Source organism: Amycolatopsis sp. WAC 04197 (genome assembly GCF_003947475.1).
Classification (GTDB): Bacteria; Actinomycetota; Actinomycetes; order Mycobacteriales; family Pseudonocardiaceae; genus Amycolatopsis; species Amycolatopsis japonica.
This window is the reverse complement of sequence record NZ_QHJK01000003.1, coordinates 411551-431063: the sequence shown is the minus strand read 5'-3', so window position 1 is coordinate 431063 and position 19513 is coordinate 411551. Positions and strand designations below refer to the sequence as shown.

At 68.0% G+C, this 19513-nt stretch carries 15 protein-coding genes; 2 read left to right on the top strand and 13 right to left on the bottom strand.

The annotated features are described in order from the left end of the window. Positions 1–10 precede the first annotated feature (10 nt). From DMC64_RS15000 to DMC64_RS14945, 12 genes are read right to left on the bottom strand one after another with little or no spacing between them, the layout of a single operon-like run. Positions 11–586 carry an FHA domain-containing protein gene (locus tag DMC64_RS15000; protein WP_125734012.1) on the bottom strand — a complete coding sequence of 192 codons (576 nt, stop codon included), beginning with the start codon at positions 584–586 and terminating at the stop codon, positions 11–13. After that, positions 586–2523 carry an AAA family ATPase gene (locus tag DMC64_RS43630; RefSeq protein WP_125734011.1) on the bottom strand — a complete coding sequence of 646 codons (1938 nt, stop codon included), beginning with the start codon at positions 2521–2523 and terminating at the stop codon, positions 586–588. The genes DMC64_RS15000 and DMC64_RS43630 overlap by 1 nt, the downstream gene beginning before the upstream one ends. After that, a complete protein-coding gene (locus DMC64_RS14990) occupies positions 2520–3824 on the bottom strand; it encodes a hypothetical protein (protein WP_125734010.1) in 1305 nt (434 codons plus the stop codon). The genes DMC64_RS43630 and DMC64_RS14990 overlap by 4 nt, the downstream gene beginning before the upstream one ends. A gap of 10 nt (positions 3825–3834) precedes the next feature. Next, positions 3835–6117, bottom strand: coding sequence for a protein kinase (locus tag DMC64_RS14985; protein WP_158634217.1), 2283 nt, complete (start codon positions 6115–6117; stop codon positions 3835–3837). Positions 6118–6121: 4 nt separating this feature from the next. Next, positions 6122–7333, bottom strand: coding sequence for an OmpA family protein (locus DMC64_RS14980; RefSeq protein ID WP_125734008.1), 1212 nt, complete (start codon positions 7331–7333; stop codon positions 6122–6124). Continuing rightward, positions 7330–8157, bottom strand: coding sequence for a hypothetical protein (locus tag DMC64_RS14975; protein ID WP_125734007.1), 828 nt, complete (start codon positions 8155–8157; stop codon positions 7330–7332). Before DMC64_RS14975 ends, DMC64_RS14980 begins: the two co-directional genes overlap by 4 nt. Then, positions 8154–8582, bottom strand: coding sequence for a hypothetical protein (locus DMC64_RS14970; protein ID WP_125734006.1), 429 nt, complete (start codon positions 8580–8582; stop codon positions 8154–8156). The genes DMC64_RS14975 and DMC64_RS14970 overlap by 4 nt, the downstream gene beginning before the upstream one ends. Beyond that, positions 8557–9390, bottom strand: coding sequence for a hypothetical protein (locus tag DMC64_RS14965; protein WP_125734005.1), 834 nt, complete (start codon positions 9388–9390; stop codon positions 8557–8559). The genes DMC64_RS14970 and DMC64_RS14965 overlap by 26 nt, the downstream gene beginning before the upstream one ends. Further along, positions 9387–10163 carry a hypothetical protein gene (locus DMC64_RS14960; RefSeq protein ID WP_125734004.1) on the bottom strand — a complete coding sequence of 259 codons (777 nt, stop codon included), beginning with the start codon at positions 10161–10163 and terminating at the stop codon, positions 9387–9389. The genes DMC64_RS14965 and DMC64_RS14960 overlap by 4 nt, the downstream gene beginning before the upstream one ends. A gap of 27 nt (positions 10164–10190) precedes the next feature. Then, the gene (locus DMC64_RS14955) at positions 10191–11702 is read right to left on the bottom strand and encodes a CHAT domain-containing protein (RefSeq protein ID WP_125734003.1); all 1512 of its coding nucleotides are present in this window, start codon (positions 11700–11702) and stop codon (positions 10191–10193) included. Between the two features lie 33 nt (positions 11703–11735). Beyond that, positions 11736–13262, bottom strand: a complete 1527-nt coding sequence (locus tag DMC64_RS14950) for a hypothetical protein (RefSeq protein WP_125734002.1) — start codon at positions 13260–13262, stop codon at positions 11736–11738. After that, positions 13255–14274, bottom strand: a complete 1020-nt coding sequence (locus DMC64_RS14945; protein WP_125734001.1) for a hypothetical protein — start codon at positions 14272–14274, stop codon at positions 13255–13257. Before DMC64_RS14945 ends, DMC64_RS14950 begins: the two co-directional genes overlap by 8 nt. A gap of 178 nt (positions 14275–14452) precedes the next feature. Between DMC64_RS14945 and DMC64_RS14940 the strand changes: the two genes are divergently transcribed. After that, complete coding sequence (locus DMC64_RS14940; protein ID WP_125734000.1) at positions 14453–16501, top strand: hypothetical protein; 2049 nt, start codon at positions 14453–14455, stop codon at positions 16499–16501. A gap of 854 nt (positions 16502–17355) precedes the next feature. Here the strand turns inward: DMC64_RS14940 and DMC64_RS14935 are convergent. Next, positions 17356–18654, bottom strand: a complete 1299-nt coding sequence (locus DMC64_RS14935) for a site-specific integrase (RefSeq protein ID WP_125733999.1) — start codon at positions 18652–18654, stop codon at positions 17356–17358. Positions 18655–18972: 318 nt separating this feature from the next. On the opposite strand from DMC64_RS14935, the gene DMC64_RS14930 reads away from it, so the two are divergent. Then, entirely contained in the window at positions 18973–19407 is a 435-nt protein-coding gene (locus DMC64_RS14930; protein WP_125733998.1) for a hypothetical protein, read from the top strand. The last annotated feature ends 106 nt before the right edge of the window (positions 19408–19513 follow it).

Below are 19513 nucleotides of genomic sequence, written 5' to 3'. Positions count from 1 at the left end.
GTTCTCCTGGCTAGCGTTCATAGAGGGTGATCGAGCCCTCGGCGTCGCGGGCGAACCGGATCCGGTCGCCGGACGCCAACCGGCGGCTCAGCGTTGGCTGGATCTCGACGCCGTTCAGGAAGGTCCCGTTCGGGGTGGGGAGGGGGTCGATCCAGGCTGTCCCCTCGGCGTCGACCCACACCACCGCGTGGGCGCGGGACACGTTCGGGTAGCTCGCGAACAGGCGCTGGTGTTCGCCGAGTCTGCCCAGTTCGGCGCGGACGCCCGCGGAGAGCTCGACTTCCCCGCCCGCGAACTTGATGTGGAGGTGCGGCGGGGTCAGAGAACGACCGCAGGTCATCTGCGTGCACCGGGTGTTGCCCGCCGCGGCTTCCTTCCCGCAGTGCCAGCAGCGGTCGTGGCTCCACGGCGTCCGCTGCTCGGAGTCCGAGCCGGGCCCGCCGACGCGGTCGGATATCTGTCGGATCGACAACTCTTGGATCGGCACCTCGTCGCCGACTGCCAGCAGGTGGCACAGGTGTTTCGGGCACAGGGACTTCTCGTCGTCGAAGATCTCCGAGCTGTCCTGCGCGCACACTCGGCTCATCAAGCGCCGCCCGGTGTGATCCGTGCGGTCAGCGTGGGGCCCTGATCCCTGTCGCCGGGATGCACCTCGAGGACCTCGACCAGATCGCCCTGCCCGGCGTTCTTGTCGAACAGCTCCCTGGCCAACGGGTTCACCAGGTTGCTCTCCAGCAGGTTGCCGATGCCGCGGCCACCGTTCTCGAGGTCCGACGTGCACAGCCGCGCGAGCTGCGCGTGCGGGGCGGCTGACAGCGTCAGCCGTACGCCCAGCTCGGCACGCACCTTGGTGACCACGTTGCGCAGCTGTAGTTCGAAGATCCGCACGGCCACCGCCGGGTCGATGTAGTCGAAGATGACGATGTTGTCACCGAACCGGTTGAGCAGTTCGGGCCGTTTGAGCTCGGTGGTGAAGTGGTCGCGGATCTCGGTGCGGACGCTGTGTTCCAGCTGCTGGTAGGGAGTACCCGGCTCGATGAGCCGATAGGTGGTGCCGGTCTTCGGGTCGGTCTTCATGATGCCGAGGTTGGAGGTGAACACCAGTACGCACTCGGAGAAATAGGTGGTCATGCCCTGGCCGTCGGTGAGCCTGCCGTCCTCGAGGATCTGCAGGAACTTGTCCAATACCAGCGGGTGCGCCTTCTCGATCTCGTCGAACAGCACCACCTGGAACGGCCTGCGCCGCACCGCCCCGGTCAGCTCACCACCCGCCTCGAAGCCGACATAGCCGGGAGGTGCGCCGATGAGCCGGTCCGCGGCCTGCTCGGCGGCGAACTCGCTCATGTCGAACCGCAGGTAGGCATGTGGGTCGCCGAAGAGCAGGTTGGCGACCCGCTTGGCCAGCTCGGTCTTGCCCACTCCCGTGGGACCCGCGAAGAACAGCACACCACGCGGCCGGTGGCCCGGATTGGCGGCCTGGGCACCGGAAAGTCCCAGCGCGGCGCGTTTGAGGATGTCCAGCGTCTTGCTCACCGCCCGTTCCTGGCCGAGAACGTCTTCGGCGATGACCTTCTGGCCCTCGGTGATCTGCGTCCGGACGCTGGTGCGCCGCCACAGGTTGTCGTCGATGCCGAGTTTGAAGATCCGGATGGCGTCGGCGATGCGGTCCACGCCCAACTCGCGGTCGATCGCCAGGGTGGCGATCTTGAGCAGGGATTCGAGAGTCATGCCCTCGGTGAGTCCGGCGATCTCTTCCTCGGGTGTGACTCGGCCCGGCTCCGGCTCCACCGCCGCCTTGGGAAGCATCGGAAGCACCAGCCGGGCCATGTCCTGGCGTTCGTCGAGGGTGGGCATCGGGGCGGCCACTGTGCGGATGGACTCGATCCCGGCGGTGAACCAGATCGGCAGATCTCGCTCACCCTCTACCAGCCAGATGATCGGGTTGTACAGGGCGCGCGGCCACTCCGGGTACTCGTACCGGGACGCGGTGAGCGCGAGCTTCTGGAAGAACAGAAACTGGTCGCGCTCGCCCTCGTCGAGCTGAGCGGGCGAACGGATCAGCCGGGAGGCGTGGTCGACGACGAAGGCGAGCCGTGCGGCGGGCCGCCCCGCTTTGCCTGCCTGCCCGCCAGCCGCGGGCCGGGCGTTGTTGGTCTCCAGCGGGGCCTGCTCGGCCGTCCCCACCACCTTGGTCAGATGTGTGCGCAGCCGTTCCAGCGACGGGCGCCTGCCACGGACGTTGTTGCCGAGCACCTCGTCCACGGCACGGTATGCCTCGTTCGTCGCCGGATGGACGCCGATGCCCGTCACCGCGTCGTAGGTGACGAGTGCGGCGAACCCGGCGGGGCGCAGCACATGCCACAGCAGCGGAAGCATCGGCATGACCTGCGGTGCGCCGCCGTCACTGACGAGGAAGGAATCCCGGATGTTGCCGTGCAGCACGTACTGCGAGTGTACGGCCAGTGTGCCCGCGATTTCGCCCGCGAACGCGGGGATCCGCTGTCCGTCGATGTCGGTGGTCATCGGACGTCCTTGCGGTAGTGGTACTTCGGAGCCTGTACGGTGATGTCGACGGGCGTCTGCCCGGAAACCTGCGGCGCGGTTTCCTCCAGCCGGATCCGCACTCCGGCCGCGGCCGCGGCGGTCGCGACGGATTCGATACCCGCGTTCGTGATCGCGCACCGCTCCTCGTTGATCACCTTGTCGTTGTCGCTTTTGGGGGTGCGGGTGGCTTCGAGATGGTGCTCGATGATGTTGCCGTCACGCACCCGGACCACGGTGGCGTGCTGATCCCCCCATTCGGGCCGGGCGAGACGGAGTCCCGTGAATTCCTTGCCTTCGAACGTCTCCAGAACTTCGTGGCCGTCCTCGGTCAGGCATTTGAGGACCAGATCGCGCAGGAACGCACGTCCGGCCACATCCTCGGCCCACGTCATGAGGCAGGCACCCTCGGCGCGCAGTTCCGTGCTCAGGTCACGGTTGCCCGCGACGACCTCTCGCAGGGCGGCCGCCGTGCCACGCAACGGAGTGGGCGGATCGGCGTCGGCTACGACCTCGGCGAGCGGGCCGTCCTCCAGGCTCGACAGCCAGGTGGCGGCCAGTCTGCGCCGCTCGATGCCGGGGTTGAGCTTGGTCACGATCTTGGACCGCAGGCTGCTGAGATACAAGGACTGTTCGGCGCGGCCCGGGATGGCGGCGGCATCGGCCAGCACCATGTCGCGTTCCCGTGCGGTGGCGTCCGGATCGAGCAGGCTGATCACGTCGGTGATCGACGAGGAGGTGACGACCGCCGGCCGTTTGACGTGCCGATCCGCGGCGGCGTGACGGTGGCGGTCCAGTTCGGCGGAGAGGTCGGCTGCCGCCAGGCTGATCTTCGCGGTGATCGTGACCCGCAGCGGGGGAGCGGCCGCGTCCAGCTGCTTGTTCAGCCGAGCGATCTCACGATCCATTTCGGACACCCACTGCCTCGCGCCCTCGGCGCTGAGCTCGGCGGAGAGCGCGAGAGGACGCGGAATGGGCAGGGCGACCCCGGCCGCCTTGGCACGTTCGCGGACCAGGCACAGCCGGGCGTTGAACGCCACGACATCGGCCACCGCGCGCCTGCGCCACTGCCCGGCCTCCTCCGTCGCCTCGATGGCGGCGATGTCGGCCTCCAGTTGTGCACCCGCCTCGCCGATCGCCCTGACCGCGCTTTCGGCGGCGGCGTTGGCCGCCCTGGCGACCAGTACCGCGCCGGCCGTCACCGCGAGCGCCCCCGCGACCAGGGCTCCTGCCGCGACGATGGGAAGACCGGCAGGTGCGACGGCCATCGTTCCAGAACTCATGGCTACCTCCTCATCGAGTAGATGACGGACGGTCTTCACGGGGGCGCGCCAAGATCGCGCGCTCGCGGCGGTCCTGGGCTCGCCAGTCGAGGTACCGCCGGAACGCCCACGGGGGCAGGAGGAACGCGACCAGGAAGGGCAGGACAGCGGGCGCGAAGATGGTGAGAACGACCAGTGTTCCCGCCGCCGCCAGCGAGGCCGGGCCGGCGATCCGGCGGGCGACGATGCTCCTGGCAAGCCTGCCCAGCGCCACCCGGCCCGCGCCGAGCAGCGAATAGGCTGGGTGGAACCGGCCGCCGCTGTCCCAGGCCAGCACACTTTCCGACACGAGGCCAAGCACCAGTGCCGCCGCCGCACCTACCCAGGAGTTGACGACTTGGGCTTCGGAAGCGACGTCGGCCACATCGCCGAGCGCTACGAGCGCGAACAGGAACGCGGCGATCGCGGCGACCCCGGCGGCGGCGTGGCTGAGCGCCTGCGGACGGTTCTGCCTGCGCGACCAGTCGCGCAGGCCTTCGGTACGGCGTAACCAATCCTCATGTGCTCTTCGGGCACGCTCCTCGTCGGCGAGCCGCGCCGACTCCGCTTCCGCGTGCGGCGTGAGTGCCATCGCCACCCAGTGGTAGTCGGGAGCGGCGACGAGCTCGGAGAACCAGCTCAGGCGGAAGGTACGCGCCTGTTCGTCGAGCCCTCGCTGGATTTCCCGCCTGTTCTCCGTGTTGGCCGTGGCGGCGAGCAGGGCAAGTGACAGGGCCCGCCCTCGCTCCTCGCGCAGGAAGCGCTCGGCGGCCCGCCGAGCGCCGGCGTCCCGCACGCCGGCCGCGTGCGCGGCCAGCCGCTCCTGCTCGTTCTGCCATCGGTTGCCGGTCTCGACGAGCCCAAGGCCGCTCGACAAGGTCTGGGTCGAGCCGCCGGTGCTGAGCAGGCGGAACAGCTTGTGGTCCCAAAGTTCGGTGACGACATCGGTGCTCGGAATGGTGCCCTCGTAGCCCTCCTGAGCGAGCGGCGCGAGGCCGCCGGGCGTGATGTTCCACCTGCGGTACCAGGGCGGATAGGTCGGGTCCACCGCGCGGATGAGATGCAGCAGCCGCACGTCCGCGGGAGCTCGGCGCGGCGGCGCTGGGATGCGGACACCGTTGTCAGGGAAGGACTTCAGCCACGCGAGCAAGCTGTTCCGCGGTTCGCTGTCGTCCCCGCACAGCACCGCGAGCGACAGTCCCCAGTCCTTGATCAGGTCGGCCGCGAGCTCCTGTCTGTCCCAGTACTCACGTCCGATGAAGACATAGGGCCGCGTCGCGGAAGGATCCCGCGTGGACGGGCGCGCGGAGGCGCTGACTTCGGGACGTTCGCCGCGCAGCCAGGCGGCGACCTTCTCGGCACCCCAGCGTTCGTCCACATCGATGGTCAGCAGGCCGTCGCAGAGCAGCCGGATGCCGTCGTCCGGGACGGCGGCGGTGTCGAGGGGGCGCGAGATGATCCGGGAACGGATGATGTGCGCTTCGTCGATACCGGGGAAGAGGGCTTGCCCAGTGGCGAGTTCCAGTACGCAGACGCCCAAGGACCACCAGTCGAAGGCCGGGCGCACCTGGCCGACGGCGAACTCCGGCGGGGTGTAGGGGAGGGTGCCTGCCCGTGAGTCTTCGGTGTAGGTCTCGCCCGCGGGCACAGGGATGGAGATACCGAAGTCGGCGATCGCGATCGTGAGCGGTTCCCGGGCGGCGACCAGGAGATTGGCGGGTTTGAGGTCACGATGCACGATGCCTGCCGCGTGGATTCCGGCGAGCCCGGACGCGAGCTGGCGAACCACCTCGGCAAGGACGTCCGGGGCGAGCCCGGAGGGTGCCCGGTTGCGCATGTCCAGCAGGTTCCCGCCGGTCAGATGCGGCATGACCGCGTAGAACCGATCGTCTTCCACCCCGGTTTCGTCATAACCGACGACGTGCTCGGGGCACTCCTGCCGGAGGAACTCGACGACCTGGTCGTCCGGGCGCCAGCCGGGCCGGTGGACCTTGAGGACCCGCTGAGCGTCATCCGCCCGCCGGACCACGTGGTAGACGTCGCCCTGGTTGCCCGAACCGGTGATGTCGAGCTCGACCCGGAACCGCTCGGCGAGCCGAGCCGGAAGGTCCGGTCGCGCACCGGCGGGCCGGGTGCGACCGGGTTCGACCTCGGTCTGGGCGCCGCCGTCGAGAGGGCTTCTTCCCGGATCGATCTCCGTCGGTGGCCCGTCCTGCGCGGCCGGTCCCCGCCCCGGGTCGAACACCGTGCGCGGGGCACCGTCCGGTGTGGTCACCGCCTCATCCGGCGCATGACAGCTCGACCACCACGGACCGGTTCTGTGCGGCCACAACCGGGTCGAGCGTCCCGTCCGGGCCGAGGTCGGGTTTGTGGTACTTGCCGGTCTGCCCGTCACCGACGGTGCCGACGCGGTCCGCGGCGATGCCCGCCTTGACCAGCAGTGCTTTCACGGTCTCGGCTCGCTGCTTGGAAAGTGTCACGCTGTCCTGAGGAGGGCCGTGGGTGGCGGTGTTGCCGACCAGGGTCACCCTCTGCGAACCGCCGGTCAACTGGGAGACGAGCGCCTGCAAGGTGTTCTGCGCGGCCGTCTCATCCCGCAACTCCGCTTTGTTCGGACGGAAGCCGACCGCTCCACTGTCCTGTAACACCGTCGTACCGCACGACCGGAACACCACCGGCGCGGGCAGCGCGACCTTCGAAACCGGCTGGTCGGCCTTGGCGGCCTCCCGCCTGCTGGGCACCTGCACCACGGCCGAGCATTTGGCGCCCGCCCTCGCCAGGATGGCCTCCCACAGTGCGGTGACCCGCTTTTGCAGGTTGTCGTCCAGTGCGGGCTGGGGCTCGGCGGTGAGGCCGACCCCGACGAGGAGCACGGTTTTGTTCTGCATGGCAGGCAGAAGCTGCTTGGCGGCGAGGAAGTTCGCCACTTCGACGGGGTCAGCGTCGAACATGCCACCGTTGAGGAACGACACTGCGCCGGCGGTGGAGAGTCCGGAGTCCATGAAGACGACCGTGCCGCCGTCGTCCGTGAGCTTTCCCGCCTGTGACAGCGCGGAAAGTCCGTCCGCCTCCGGCTTTTTCGCGCCGAGGTCGGTGACGGCGGTGGTGATCTGCTGGACGGCGGTCGCGACCTGCTGCTTGCGCTGCGGCTCGCTCTTGCCGTCGATCACGGGAGAGACCTTCACCACGCGCGATGGCTCGCCGTCGACCCGGAACACCTGGACACCCTGTTGCCTCGCCACCGCGCCGGACAACAGGTCCTTCACCTCGGTGGTGATGTTCGGCCGCTGACTGCCCATCCGCGCACCGACCACCAGGCTGACCGGCTTGTCCGTGGCGGCCACGCACTCACCCGGCTGGCGACCGGGGCTGTCTCCCTGAGAGACGGCGGGCTCTCGCTCGCATGCTGTCAGCAGGGCCGCGACGGCGGCTCCCGCGACCACGCCGCGAAGCAGGCGTGCGCCGTCTCCGCGGGACCGGAGAGAGGTCATCGTCGGTCCTTCCCGTTCTGGTTGTCTTCACCGGTGATCTGTCGTCGGTGCTCGCCAACGGCCAACCCGCGACCGAGCAGCTTCAGTTCCGCGTCGGCGAGGACCTTGGCCGTCAGGCTGTCCGGCAGCGCGAGGAACAGCACCATGTCCTGGTCTGCTCGCTGCCGTATTTCCCCGACCTCTTTGGTGAGCTCTTCCGCCCTCACCAGCCCTGCCTCGAGCTCGGCCAGCCGGGTCGCCGCCTTTGCCCGTTTGGCTACCGCTCGCACCCACTGCTGAGCGGCCGGATTGTGCAGCTTGTAGGCCATGGCGCCGGACAGGACGCCAGTACCCAGATAGAGCATGAGGAACAAAAGCGCGGACAAGTAGTTGCCCTGCGTGGCGTTGTCGGCCACCTCCGACGGCGCCTGGCCCTCGTTCTCGACGGTGGTGCCGCCGGAAGCCGGTGTGACGTAGAACCAGCGGAACACGAAGGCCATCAGTCCCAGCGCCAGCCAGACCCCGCCGCATCCAATGGCGATGGAGCGCGCGTTGGGTACGTGGCGGTGGAACGACGACTCCTTCCACTGCTTGCCCGCGGTGTGCGAGAGCGCGAGGCAGACGACGGTGAATCCGCCGACGAACCCCCAGAGCACCTCCTCGTACTCGTCGATCGCCTGCGTGAGGATCTGGTTGAAGGCGACGATGTCCACCGCGGCCGCGGCCAGCAGCACGAGGTACTGGAATCCGGTGGTCCACGGCAGACCGACGATGAGTGATGCATCACCGCGGATCACGCGCCTGCGTTGGGACAGGACCGTCAGCGGTCGCGTTGGTTCGGTCATTTCTTCCCGCCTCTGCGTTCGCTTCTGCGGATCGGCTCGTGGTAGGGGGCATCCGGGTCGGTCACCCGTTCCAGGGCATGCGCGACCGCGGCATCCAGGTCGTCCAGGACGTCGCGCTGGTCCTCACAGAGAATCCGGCGGTACTCGACGAGGGCGTCGGCTTCGGCGGCCAGGCCACCGATCTCGGTCAGCAGCCGGTTATGCTCGTCCTTGATCTTCAGCGCCCACTGGGCCTTGTGCGCCATGACGTAGTTCTCGATGCTCGTCGTGGGGTCGGCGCCCTCGCCGACTGCCGCGACCTTGCGGTCGATGTCCTCGGCCAGCTGCGCCGTCACGATCTCCGGTGCTTCCCGCTTCCGCAGGTAGCGCAGCCTCTTCTCGATCGAACGCGGGAGCCGTTCAACCCGGGATTTCCTGATCTTCATGCGGATCGCTCGTGCTCCTCCGGCTCGATGCCGGCTCGGTTTCGGATTCCGGCGTCGCCGGACGGACGTGCTCGATGACGTGCAGCAGCTCGTAGTGCCCCTGTCCGAGGGTTTCCGGCTCCCCGGTCACGGATTCGTACACCCATGAGGGCAGGACCTGGCTCGTGTACCTGATCGCCGGGGCCAGGTGGATGCCTTCCGCGTGTGCGAGGACCAAGTGCTCCCAGTAGGCGCTGACCCGCATCGCGCTGCGGGCGCTGAGCTGCTTGGCCCGGGTCTGCGCGAGCGTGAAGTCGGAGCGGATCACCTGTTCGGCGGCGGCGATCCGGCTGGCCAGCTCGCCCAGCTCGTGGTGCAGCGAGGCCTCGCCGTCGTGCGCTGTCACGATCCGCCTCGCTCTGGCCGCTTCGCGCCTGCTGTGGAGCACGACCGCCTGGTCAGGCCGGGTTTCGGCCCGGCTGCGCGGTAGCAGCTCCGCTTCCGTGAGCGGAGTCTCCGCCGCGATGACACCGTCGGTGGCGCGGTCGAGCTCCGTTTTGGTGTTCGCGTACTGCCGTCGGAGGACCTCGAGCGCCTCCAGCCGCGGCTTGCTCTGCTTCACGAAGTCGGCCAGCTGCTCGGCCATCTCGTCGAGCGCGATGCATTGGAGGTACTTGGGATAGGGCGCGGTGATCGCGCCTTCCTGGGAGATCATGGCCAGCACGTCGTTGTAGGCGGGGGTGCGGCGCTTGCCGTCGCGCCGGCCGCGCCGCCGGTCGATCCGCCGGTCGCGCTTGCCGTAGGTTCCCTCGGGGGTGGGGCTGGTCATCGCCGCTCCTTTCGGCTCTCGGCCGCTCGGTACTGCGACAAGGCGGTGTGGTGCCGGATCCCCAGCCGGGCCAAGGTGTTGACCTGAGTGCGCAGCTCGTCCGCCACCGCTTGGCCGGGGAACCCCGATTCCGGCACGGGGATGGTGATGGCGGTCAACGCGGCGAGCGCGACCAGCGGCCCCTTGTCTTCGGCCAGCCGCTCGGCGTCGCGTACGGCGAGCCGTGCTCGATCGAACGCCGCCGCCAGAAGCTCCTTGGCTCCCGCTTCGGGGAGACCGAACCGGTCGCCTTCGCTGAGGACCATCCGGCCTATCGCGACCTGACGGGTGCTGCTGCGCCCCATCTGCTCGATGATTTCCTTGAGTTGAGGATGTTCCCCCACGCTCGGTGCCACGGCCGCCTCCTCCCAAACACTGTCGTCCGGCCGGCCCGCGTGGATCGGTTCGATCGTCGTCGTCAGCGCATCCGCCGCGACCAGCAGTGCCAGCCCCTCCCTGCTCTCCGCAGCGGGGGAGTCCTTGGCGCGCAAGGCCGATGCGGCGGTGTCCTGTCGCGCCAGCACCTCGACCACGTCGTGGGCCAGACCCTGCAGCCGTGGCCGGGTGGCCGGCTCCGACAGCAGCGCGCACATGCGCTCCAGCGCGTCGCCGATCAGATCCCGGTGCCGTCGGAGCCTGATCGCGGCGGCGAACCTGGCCCCGCCCACGAGCAGCACCGCGGCCACCGCGGTCGCCATCGCGATCCACTTGAGCTCCTCGGTGTTCAGTCCCACAGTCCCGTTTGACGGACGGCCGCGCCGTCATCCCCCGAAATGCGTGAATCCGCCCCAGTTCACGATGTCGGTGGGGTTCTCCAGCATCCGCAGCTGTGCTTCACGGAGTGCGGCCGCCGGATTCGTCGGCATTTCGCCGACGTAATGCCAGAAGAGCGAGATCAGCGCCGAGTCGTCCGTGACCGGCCAGATCCCACGCACCACCGAGCGCGTGCCCTTGACAAGCAGCCTGCTCACTTCGTCGTGATCCGGCCCGGACAAGCGGACCGAGTCTCCTTGCCGGACAACAGTTTTCCCGCCCGCGGGAGATGAACGGGCGAGTAGGCGCGCCGACGGGACGACGGTGATTTGGACGTCCTCGACCAGATGTCTGCGCCCGGAGCCTGTCTCGCGCCAAGCTGCCGCCCAAGGCACCGAGCCCAGCGCGCCGGCCGAGGCCACCGCGACACGCGGGATTCTGCCCGGGGCCACAGCCTCGGCGGCGGCCAGCAAAGCCGCGCCGCCGGCGAGCCATGCCCAGCCGCTCAGCGCGGCAGGCTCGGCGGAAGTGTTCTTGGTGAACCACTCCCCGGTCAGCAGCGGCAATCGGGCACTGGTCACCGCGCCCTCGGCCGGGACGACCACCATCAGCCCACCGGCTGACGCCTTACGGGGCACGAGGTACACGAGAGCGTCCAACCCCAGACCCCGCAACAACGGACGAATCTCCTCCGGTCCCAGTGGCTCGGCCAGCGCCTGCTCGTCCTCTTCGGACAGACGGGAGGCCAGATCCAGGTGCCGGGCCGCCCAGGGGTCATCGGCTTCGTATGCGGCGATCCACTCTTCGGCGAGGTCCACGCGACCGGAATCGGCGAGGTGACGGCGGAGCAACTCATCTCCGGCGCCACGTGCCAGCGCCACACCTCTCTCAGCCTCGACGGCCAGGACGAGATCGTCATTCGCGCCGTCTTCCCGGCACCAATCGCTTACCAGGTGAGCGAACCTGGGGATCAAGGCGCTCTCGTCCCGGATCGGATGGGTCAGCACACGCCAGGTTTGCCGGACCAGCGCACACAGACCCAGATGCCTGCTGCGCGCGGCGTCGCCGGGTCCGCGGCGCCGGCGGAGAAGCTGCCCGAGAGATTCGGTGACCTCGAGATCGGCCTCCGCCCGCCGGCCCGCTCGGTTCTCCAGCACCCGCTCCAGATCCTCGATGACGGAGTCGACTTGATCGCTGTCGTGCCCGCTTACGGCCAGCCGGGCGGCGAGGAAACCGCGGACAGTCCGGACGAGAGGGTTCGAAATCATGTTCTCCGGCAGTTCGTCGCACAGCCGGATGACCTTCAGATAGGCGGCCGACCGCGTGGCGGTGTCGCCGTCCACCGTCACGGCGGCCGCCTCGGCGAACGCTCTCATGAGGTGAGCAGTGGTGCCCGGCCCGGTGTCCCGCTCCGAGTCCGGTACCAGTGCTCCGATGCTCGCTGCTACTTCCTGGAGGCGCTGTGGCTCCACCGGTTGCCCACTGTCCACCATCGCCTTCAACGCGGTCCACTGGTCCATCCCCTTCAGCAGATCGTCCGCCTCGGCCGAACCCTAGAGGCTCGCGTCCTGCAACGCGGCGCGGACCGGGCCCGGGTCCCGGTCGCCCATGACAGCCGGGACCATGTCCTCGATGAGGGTGGCGACAGCGGCCAGCTTGGGCTGGTGGTCTTCGTCGGCGTACGCCCGCATTCGGCGCAGTGCGTCGGCCATCTCCACAGAGGTGGCCTGCGCCCGATCGGTGTCCAGCGGGAACCGGTCGGCTTCCCACTGGCCGCGCAGCTGGGTGGTTTGAAACCCCAGCTCGGCATGAGCGGCGTCTTCGCTCGCCATCGCTTCGTTCCGGGCGGCGGCCAGGATGGCGTCGACGTCGTACCGGCTCGCGACTTCGCCGCCGCCGAACGCCTCCAGCGCGACTGTGAGTCCGATGATCCTGCTGCCGTGCAACGGTGTGACGACCTCAGGGCCGAGGTCTGTCCGGGCCAGCGCGCGGGTTGTCCAGTCGATGGTCTGCCAGGCGTGCTGTGGGCCCTTGAAGCGGATCAGCAGTTCGTGCAGGCCTGCGAGCACCGCCTCCGCCCCCGGCGCTCGCTCAGGTGTCTGGAGAATCTCGACAGCGTCGGACAGGGCCGAGACGTCCTCCTCGGTGCACCCGCGGGCCTGAAGCAGTAGTGCGTAGGAGACGGTCTCGTCGTCATCCAAGCCGATCGCGGCGCGTTTGGCGGCGAAGGACGTGACCGCTGTTTCCAGGAACGCGCTTGCCTCGCCATCGCTGTTCCAGAAGATCTCTTCGGCCATGGCGGCCACGACGCCGTGGGCTTCCGGGAGCCACTCGTGGTCTTCGGGCAGCAGGTCGCGCACCTTCACCGCGGCGCCGAGCGCCTCTTCCAGCAGCGTCAGGTCAGGCTTGGCGACGTAGAGCTGTTCGAGAACGGTGGCGAGGAGATCCCAACCCTCGACGCTGTCCTCCGCCGCTTCCGTCAGCACCGGTGCGGTCAGCGTCCGGCGCAGAATGTCGGCGGCGCGCACGAGTTCGGCGACGTCCGAGGTCAGCGGGTAGGACCACCGCAGCGCCCACGCCCGCGCGAACTCGAAGTGCACGGCGTTCAGGGCCTCGGTCCAGGACAGTGAGAGCTCGTCGAGTGTCTTGATCAGCTGCCGTGCCCGCTCGGCGGTGACCGCGCCCGAGCGCAGCAGGGAACCGGTCAGGTTCGCCGCGTCCACAGCGGCCCGCTCGGCCACCACCGGCGGAGCCTGTGGGGCGGACACCGCGGTGAGCGAGCAGGCTATCGCCGTGCCGTATTCCGCCGCGGAGTCGATCTTCTCGGCGACCCGACCGTGTGCGAATCCGAGCTCGGCCCACCACCGCGAGACCGACGGGTGGTCGGGCGCGGTGCGGACGGCGAATCCGACCAAGCCGGTCACGAGGCGCAGGTCCTCGGTGCGGGCGTCGGGCTCGAGCGAGTGAAGGAGGTCGACCCCCGCTTCGGCAGCCGTCGCCGGGTCGATCAGGTCAGGGCGCTCCCGGATTTGCGCGGCCAGCCGGAGTGCGTCCTGGTGCGCGGTCGGTGTGTCAGCCACGGTTCACTCTTCCGCCTCGCGCCTCGATGACCGCTTGGACCCGAGACATCACGTCGCCCATCCCGTCCGGGTCGGACAGCAGGGACTCCGCTCGCCGCCGGGGCAGGAAGCCGCCGTCTGCCAAGCTGAGCAGCACCGACCGCAGGTCCGCTTCCCGTTCGTCCGGCGACACCTCGGAGAGCCGGGTCACGACGGTGTCGATCACCACCGAGTCGGGATCGGGATCGGCGTCCCGGAGCTCCACGGCGGCGAACGCGGACTGGGCGCTCGGATCGGCGACGTGATCGCAGCCCCATGGCGAGGCGCCGTCCTCGGACAGCGAGGTGACCGTCGTGTCCGGCCTGCGCCCGAGCGGACGGTCGATGTAAGCGTCGTACCAGGTCACGTACTCCGGGGAGGCGCTGGTGCCGACGTTGACCCGCGCGCCGGTGCTGCATACGCGCCGGATCGTGCTCATCATCGCGGGAACCCGTTCGAGGTAGTACGGCACCGGCTTGTCGAACTCTGACGCGCACCGCTCCGCCAGCCTGCGCATCAGGTAGCCGTTTCCCGGCAGCGGCGCGGAGTAGCCGGCCTCGTCGACCAGGTGCCCGAACAGCGCGCGGTGTTCCTCGTCGGGAAGTGCCCGCCCGTACCGATTACCGCGTGCCTGCTTGGGCTTGGCTTGGGCACCGCGAGCACATCGGTAGGACCTCAGTACGTCGTGTACGCGTTTGCGCACGTGGATGCGCACCGCGCCAGGAGGATTGGTGATCGTGGCGCCGCGCTCCGTCAAGAAGGTCGTGACGACATGCAGCACGTCGGCCATCAGGTCCCGGCACACGCAGTCGCCGGAGAGGACGAGCCGAGTGTGCGACTCCACCTCTTCGGGCGGTGCCTGGCCGTAGCGCAGCTCACGCAGGATCAGGCGGAGGTCGCAGCGGGAGATCTGGTGGCTGATGTGCAGCTGCTCACGGACTTCACGAAGTTCGTCGAAGGCCGCGCGGACGACCTCGGTGGACAGTTCGGACACGGGTCTGGGGGACCGAACGGGGGATAGAATGGAAGGCATGGCGAACTTTCTACACTTACATAAGTTTTTATGCGAGCAAGTGATTGAACTGTGATGGACCAGGTCACGGCGTGGGCAGGGGCGATCATGCCTTCGCCCGGTGTGACACCATTGGCCTAGCGGAGAGGTGGAATGCAGGATGGTGTTGCTGCCCGCGGTAGTGCCCCAGTTGGTCGAGAAACGCTCGGAACTGGTACCCGCCCGGTTGGCCCGCAAGGTCGCGCCGCTGTTCGGCGTCCCCTCCGAGCACAACCCGTTCCAGCCGTTGACCTGGGTCTGCGACTTCAGCGCGATCACCGTCTCGGAGATCGCTCGCGGCGCCCCTCTGCCGACGAGAGCCGCCGCAGCTCGGCTGCGGGGCCAAAAGCGCGAGGGCGAGTGGTTCGTCCACGACCGGGCGGTCCTGCCCGGCGACGGCGGGACGCTGCCCAACGAGATCGTCGCGGCGACGGTCAACCGGTTCGGCCCGGACACCAAGGCGGCGGTCGTGCTCACCGCGACGAATGTGCTGCTCGGCCCCGTCGCCGAGGCGATCAGGACCGCGTTGGGGATGCTGCGCACGGCCGACGGCGGCGAGCTCCCGCCCATGCAGTGGATCGCCGCGTGGTCCGCCGCCGCAATCGAGGTGTACCGGTCGCAGCCCGCGCTGGTGTCCGCGGCACTCACCGCGCGGGTGATTCAGCGCGCGTCGCTCGCGGCGCCGCAATTTCCGTTGGCGCCGCGGCTCGCCGAGCAAGCAAGGGCCAGGTGCGAGATCGGCGCCGTCGCGGCCGAGCGTTCTCCGGATCCCGTCATGCGCCCCAGGGACTTGGATTTCCTCGACGGGATCGCGGCTGCCCGGCTCAACGCCACCGGGACCCTGCCTGGAGTCGGCGACGAAGAACCGACCGGCCTCCGCGGCGGTGTCGGCGACCGGGTGGTCGACCAACTGATCGGGTTGCTGGTGGAGATGGGGGCCCCGGACGGGGTCGCGCATATCTGGGTGACCGAGCGAGTCCCGGGCCAGGAGCAGGTTCACGCCATGGTCCCCTCGTCCGGGCTGGTTCGAGAGCTGGTCGAGACCTGGGCGTACGGGCGAGGGCCACTGCCCGGCCGGGACGAGACCGGAAACGCGCTGGCCGAAGCGATGGCGGTACCTTTCCGGCTGCCCCGGCCAAGCGAACTGGTCGGCATGCCGCTGTTCACGCGGCGGGCGTTCGCGCTGGCGACGATGGGCATCATCCGGCAAATGGGCTTGCTCGCACCATCGGCCTGGCTGGCCGGGCCGGAGTTCGCCGACCTGGTCCGCGGTCTGTCCGAACTGCTCGATGAGGTCTTCGATCCCGACGATCCGGTCGTGGTGGACAGCAGGCTGCGACTGGCGGTGCAGCAGGCCAGTGTCGAGCGGCACACCGGGCACGTCAGGCCCGAGTCCGCCGTGGCGGTGATGGCCGCCGCCGATGCCTGCCTGGACGCCGCGGAGGCGAACCGGATCGATCCCGGATTGCTGGCCGATCTGCTTGTGGTTGCATGCATAGAGCTCAACGCGCTGCGGTCGACCGGCTTGCGGGGAATGGACATCGGCGGGGCGCTGCGCCGGTATTGGGGCACCTTCGCGGACGCCGTTGAGGTGGACCTGTTCGCTCCAGAGGCCGATCACAGCGGCCTCAGCTTCCAGTTGCACAATTACGCGGCCTTCCTGGGGGCGGGCAAGGACGACATCGAGGACCTGCGCGCCGCTGTCCACCTGTTCACCACGTCGGTGATTCCCGGCCGGTCCCGGTTGTACAACCGGGACCGCGACATTCGGCCGCTGGCCCGCAGTCGCTATCTCGCCGCGGATGCCGCCTCCGGCCTCGCCTCCCTGTTGACGGACCGGGGCGAACATTCGGAGGCGGAGCAGTGGGTGCGTCAAGCGCACACCTGGGTGCACCAGGTCATGGCTGAACCGCCTTACCAGCCACATCGTCTCTTGCCGGCGCTGGAAGACAGCCTGTTCGCACTTCGCGCCGCTCCGGTCCTGCTGCAGGCGGTCGAATACGGGATCGCGGCGAACCCCGAAGCGGACATCGGCCTGGCGAATGAGCTGGTACGTCTGCTCGAACGGTGGCTGAAAGAGACGTCGGACGGTTCCGTCGGCCCCTTCGGCTACCAGTCCGCGGCCGCGGACTTGCGCGCACGGCTCAGCGCGCTCGGTTTTCCCAGCTGAGACCACTTGCTTTCCCTCTCTTGACGGGAGTGCCCTGTGCATTGGCCGACGGTCGCGGGCCGCGACCACCTCGTCCGGACCGTCCATCTCCAAGTGGAGGTGATCGGCTATGCGAAGTGGTGGCGGAAACGGCGACGACGGCAATTGATCAGAAGACGACATCTGACAGTGCGACTGTTTTACCTGCAGGCCGGGGTCGTGAGTGGTGGTATCACCATGACTGGCCGATCCCGGCCGATGCAACTTCGTGACATGTTGCTGCCGCACACGATCAGAAGAATTGTTCCAGCGAAGCCTAGTTCAAAATCTTGAAAATCCCATTTTCGTGGCCGGCAGGAGAGACGCGCCTGGGCCGACCGCGCGAAGCGTATTCTGATTGACGGCGCTGATGCTGGGTAATCGGCACGTGCAGAAACTCCTGAAGTGTTGACGAGTGGCCGCTCGACGTTCGGCGCTGCATCACTAGTCTGCTGCCCTCGCGAATGTGTTACAGCTACGCGTGCCTGCCGCTGTAATGCCTGAACTCGCCTAGGCGGGGTGCTGGATCTGCTGCCGCGGGTGCCGAATTCGACGCGATCAGTGGCAAGCCGCCAAGCTCGAGGACACCGAGTGGGTGAAGAACCGCGATGCGTTGGCTCTGACGTTGCGGCTTGCCGAAGGTAAGGCCGGCGTCGCGAACCGGCTCGGTAGAACGACCGAGTTCGCGAAGACACAGCTAAGGCGTGGCCACAGCCGCGCTAGGACAAATCAAAGCCTGCTAGCGCACGTAGAGATTGCCCGTACTCCTTCCTTGCTAGAGCGGAACTCAGCCGTAGTCAGCGCCTGCTTTGGTCGAGCACGCGGCCAGCGGGATGTCATCGTTGGCGGCTCGGTCCTGCCGTCTTGATGCGGCGGCTGTGGTTCCCTGCCATCCTGCGTCTGGTCGGTGTGGGCGGGAACATGGTGTCGATCGCGATCCGTGCCCGGTCGTAGCTGGTCAGGGTCAGGTGCACGTAGATCTTGAGCGTGAAGGCTTCGGAGGAATGGCCGAGGTAGGCGGCTATTTCCTTGATCGTGACGCCCTGGGCGAGCAGGTGTGAGGCGTAGAAGTGGCGCAGAGCCTGCATGCCGTCCTGCTGTCGCTGGTAGGAGAGCCCGGCCTGGTCGAAGGCGGGCTTCCATACGCGTTGTCCCCAGGTGGATCCGCGCCACGGCCGGTCTTTTGTATCGGTGATGAGCAGGTTGACAGTCTGGGTGAGGATCCTGTCCTGCTCGGCCCAGGGAAGCGTGACGGCACAGGGCGGGAAGGCCGCCGTGTAGTCGTCTATCATCCGGATGATGGCTCTGGTCATAGGGATCGTTCTGGATTTATGTCCTTTTGGCAGTTTGAAGGCCAGGATTCCGTTGCGGTACACGATTTGACGATCGCAGTTGTAGGTGAGTTTCGCGCGGTCGATGCTCTCGGGAGAGAAGGCGAACACTTCACCTGGGCGGAGACCGAGGCCTGCGCCGAGCGCGACGGCTATCTTGTACCGATCGGGAAGCGCCTGCTTGATCGCGCGCAGTTTGGCCGCCGGCCACGGTGTCACTCGATGAAAGACACGTCGTGGCGGGCAGAGAAGGCGGCTTCGGAAGGGGTTAGTTCCGAGCAGCCTCGCTTCGACTGCCACGTCGAGTGTCGCGGAGGCGGTCATCCAGGCATCGGCCTGGTAGTTGACGGAGATGTCGGAGTGCTCGGCCAGCCAGAGCTTCCACTGCCGCACCACCGCTACGTCGATGTTCCTGATCCTCTTCCCGCCCAGGAACGGCAGTATTTGATTATCGAAGATATTGGTGAGGGAGGCCTTGCTGGACTCGTCCTGCGACCTGCCCTGCCGGTAGATGACTGACAAGTCCGCGAAGCTGACGTCGCCCGCCCTGGGGCTGATGTAGATTCCGGCGTAGAGGTCGTTCTCCATCTTCGTCTTGAACTTGCGAGCCAGAGCAAGTTGCCCATCGGGGAACGATTTTGAACGCTCGTCGCCGTCGGGATCGGTGAAGCGCACGCGGTAGCGCAGGCCGGTGCCGAAGCGGGGTGTTTTCGTGCGCGCTGGAACTCCGGCGCCGTCTCGAATGCGTTCGCCGGTCGAAGGACTCCGTTTATCCTTCCACCAACGATCCTGTATGTATGCCACGGCGATCGCCTTCTCTCGTTGTTTTGCAGGCGACGGAGTGTGAGCCAGGCAGAGAAATTCTCTTGTGCGCTACCTAGCGTAGATCGAACTGTTCGCATCCATATTCGCTCGATATGGCGGATGGTTTCACACGTGTGGGTTGTATTCAGCGCGCTCCGGCTAAGCGACCTCGGCTCGTGCCTGCACGAAGGTGATCCGTATCGAGCGGTGGCGGAACATCGGCTGACATGGCAGTAGGTCACATCGTCGCGCTGGCCCGGCATGATGAGCAGCCCGCGCCCGCAATCGAGCGACGGCGCATCGTGGAAGGCTTGCGTGATGAGCGACGACAACGGGGAGAGGGCGCGCGGTGAGTGGCCTGCAGTGGCTGCGCCGCCGGGCCTGCGGGCCAGGTTCGAGGACGACCCCCACAAGCCAGGTGTGACGACCCCGATCTATGCCTTCAGCAATGAGGGGCATCCGCTGGTGCTCGGCCCGGGCGGCACATGTCTGGTGAGGCCGGAGATGGCAGGGGTCAAGCTGCCCTACGCCGGAATTGATGTGCAGTTCGGCCCGCCGATGGCGGGGCCGTTCACACCAGCGCCGGCGGGTTTGGTGGCGGTGTTCGATGATGGGCGCGAGCGGCCGGTGCTGTTCTACGATGTGCACGGCCGCGCGGTGTTGGTGGATCCAGACGATGTCACGTGCGATCTGGTGCTGGCCGAGACTATCCCCGACCTGAAGCGGGTTGATTTCCGACCGGCGCCTGCTTAGCCTGCTGCGGCGGAACGCGCGCGAAATCTCGGCGGACAACGAATTACCGCTGCGCTTGGCATCCTGCCGATTTCGGCGCTGCGGAGAGCGGGTCGTGGCTGCGGCC

Bases quoted from the DNA above. Each gene is read 5' to 3' on its own strand.
- DMC64_RS14980 (WP_125734008.1), bottom strand. From the start codon at position 7,333: ATGACCTCTCTCCGGTCCCGCGGAGACGGCGCACGCCTGCTTCGCGGC.
- DMC64_RS14940 (WP_125734000.1), top strand. From the start codon at position 14,453: ATGGTGTTGCTGCCCGCGGTAGTGCCCCAGTTGGTCGAGAAACGCTCG.
- DMC64_RS14975 (WP_125734007.1), bottom strand. From the start codon at position 8,157: ATGACCGAACCAACGCGACCGCTGACGGTCCTGTCCCAACGCAGGCGC.
- DMC64_RS14955 (WP_125734003.1), bottom strand. From the start codon at position 11,702: ATGGACCAGTGGACCGCGTTGAAGGCGATGGTGGACAGTGGGCAACCG.
- DMC64_RS15000 (WP_125734012.1), bottom strand. From the start codon at position 586: ATGAGCCGAGTGTGCGCGCAGGACAGCTCGGAGATCTTCGACGACGAG.
- DMC64_RS14965 (WP_125734005.1), bottom strand. From the start codon at position 9,390: ATGACCAGCCCCACCCCCGAGGGAACCTACGGCAAGCGCGACCGGCGG.
- DMC64_RS43630 (WP_125734011.1), bottom strand. From the start codon at position 2,523: ATGACCACCGACATCGACGGACAGCGGATCCCCGCGTTCGCGGGCGAA.
- DMC64_RS14930 (WP_125733998.1), top strand. From the start codon at position 18,973: ATGAGCGACGACAACGGGGAGAGGGCGCGCGGTGAGTGGCCTGCAGTG.
- DMC64_RS14990 (WP_125734010.1), bottom strand. From the start codon at position 3,824: ATGAGTTCTGGAACGATGGCCGTCGCACCTGCCGGTCTTCCCATCGTC.
- DMC64_RS14970 (WP_125734006.1), bottom strand. From the start codon at position 8,582: ATGAAGATCAGGAAATCCCGGGTTGAACGGCTCCCGCGTTCGATCGAG.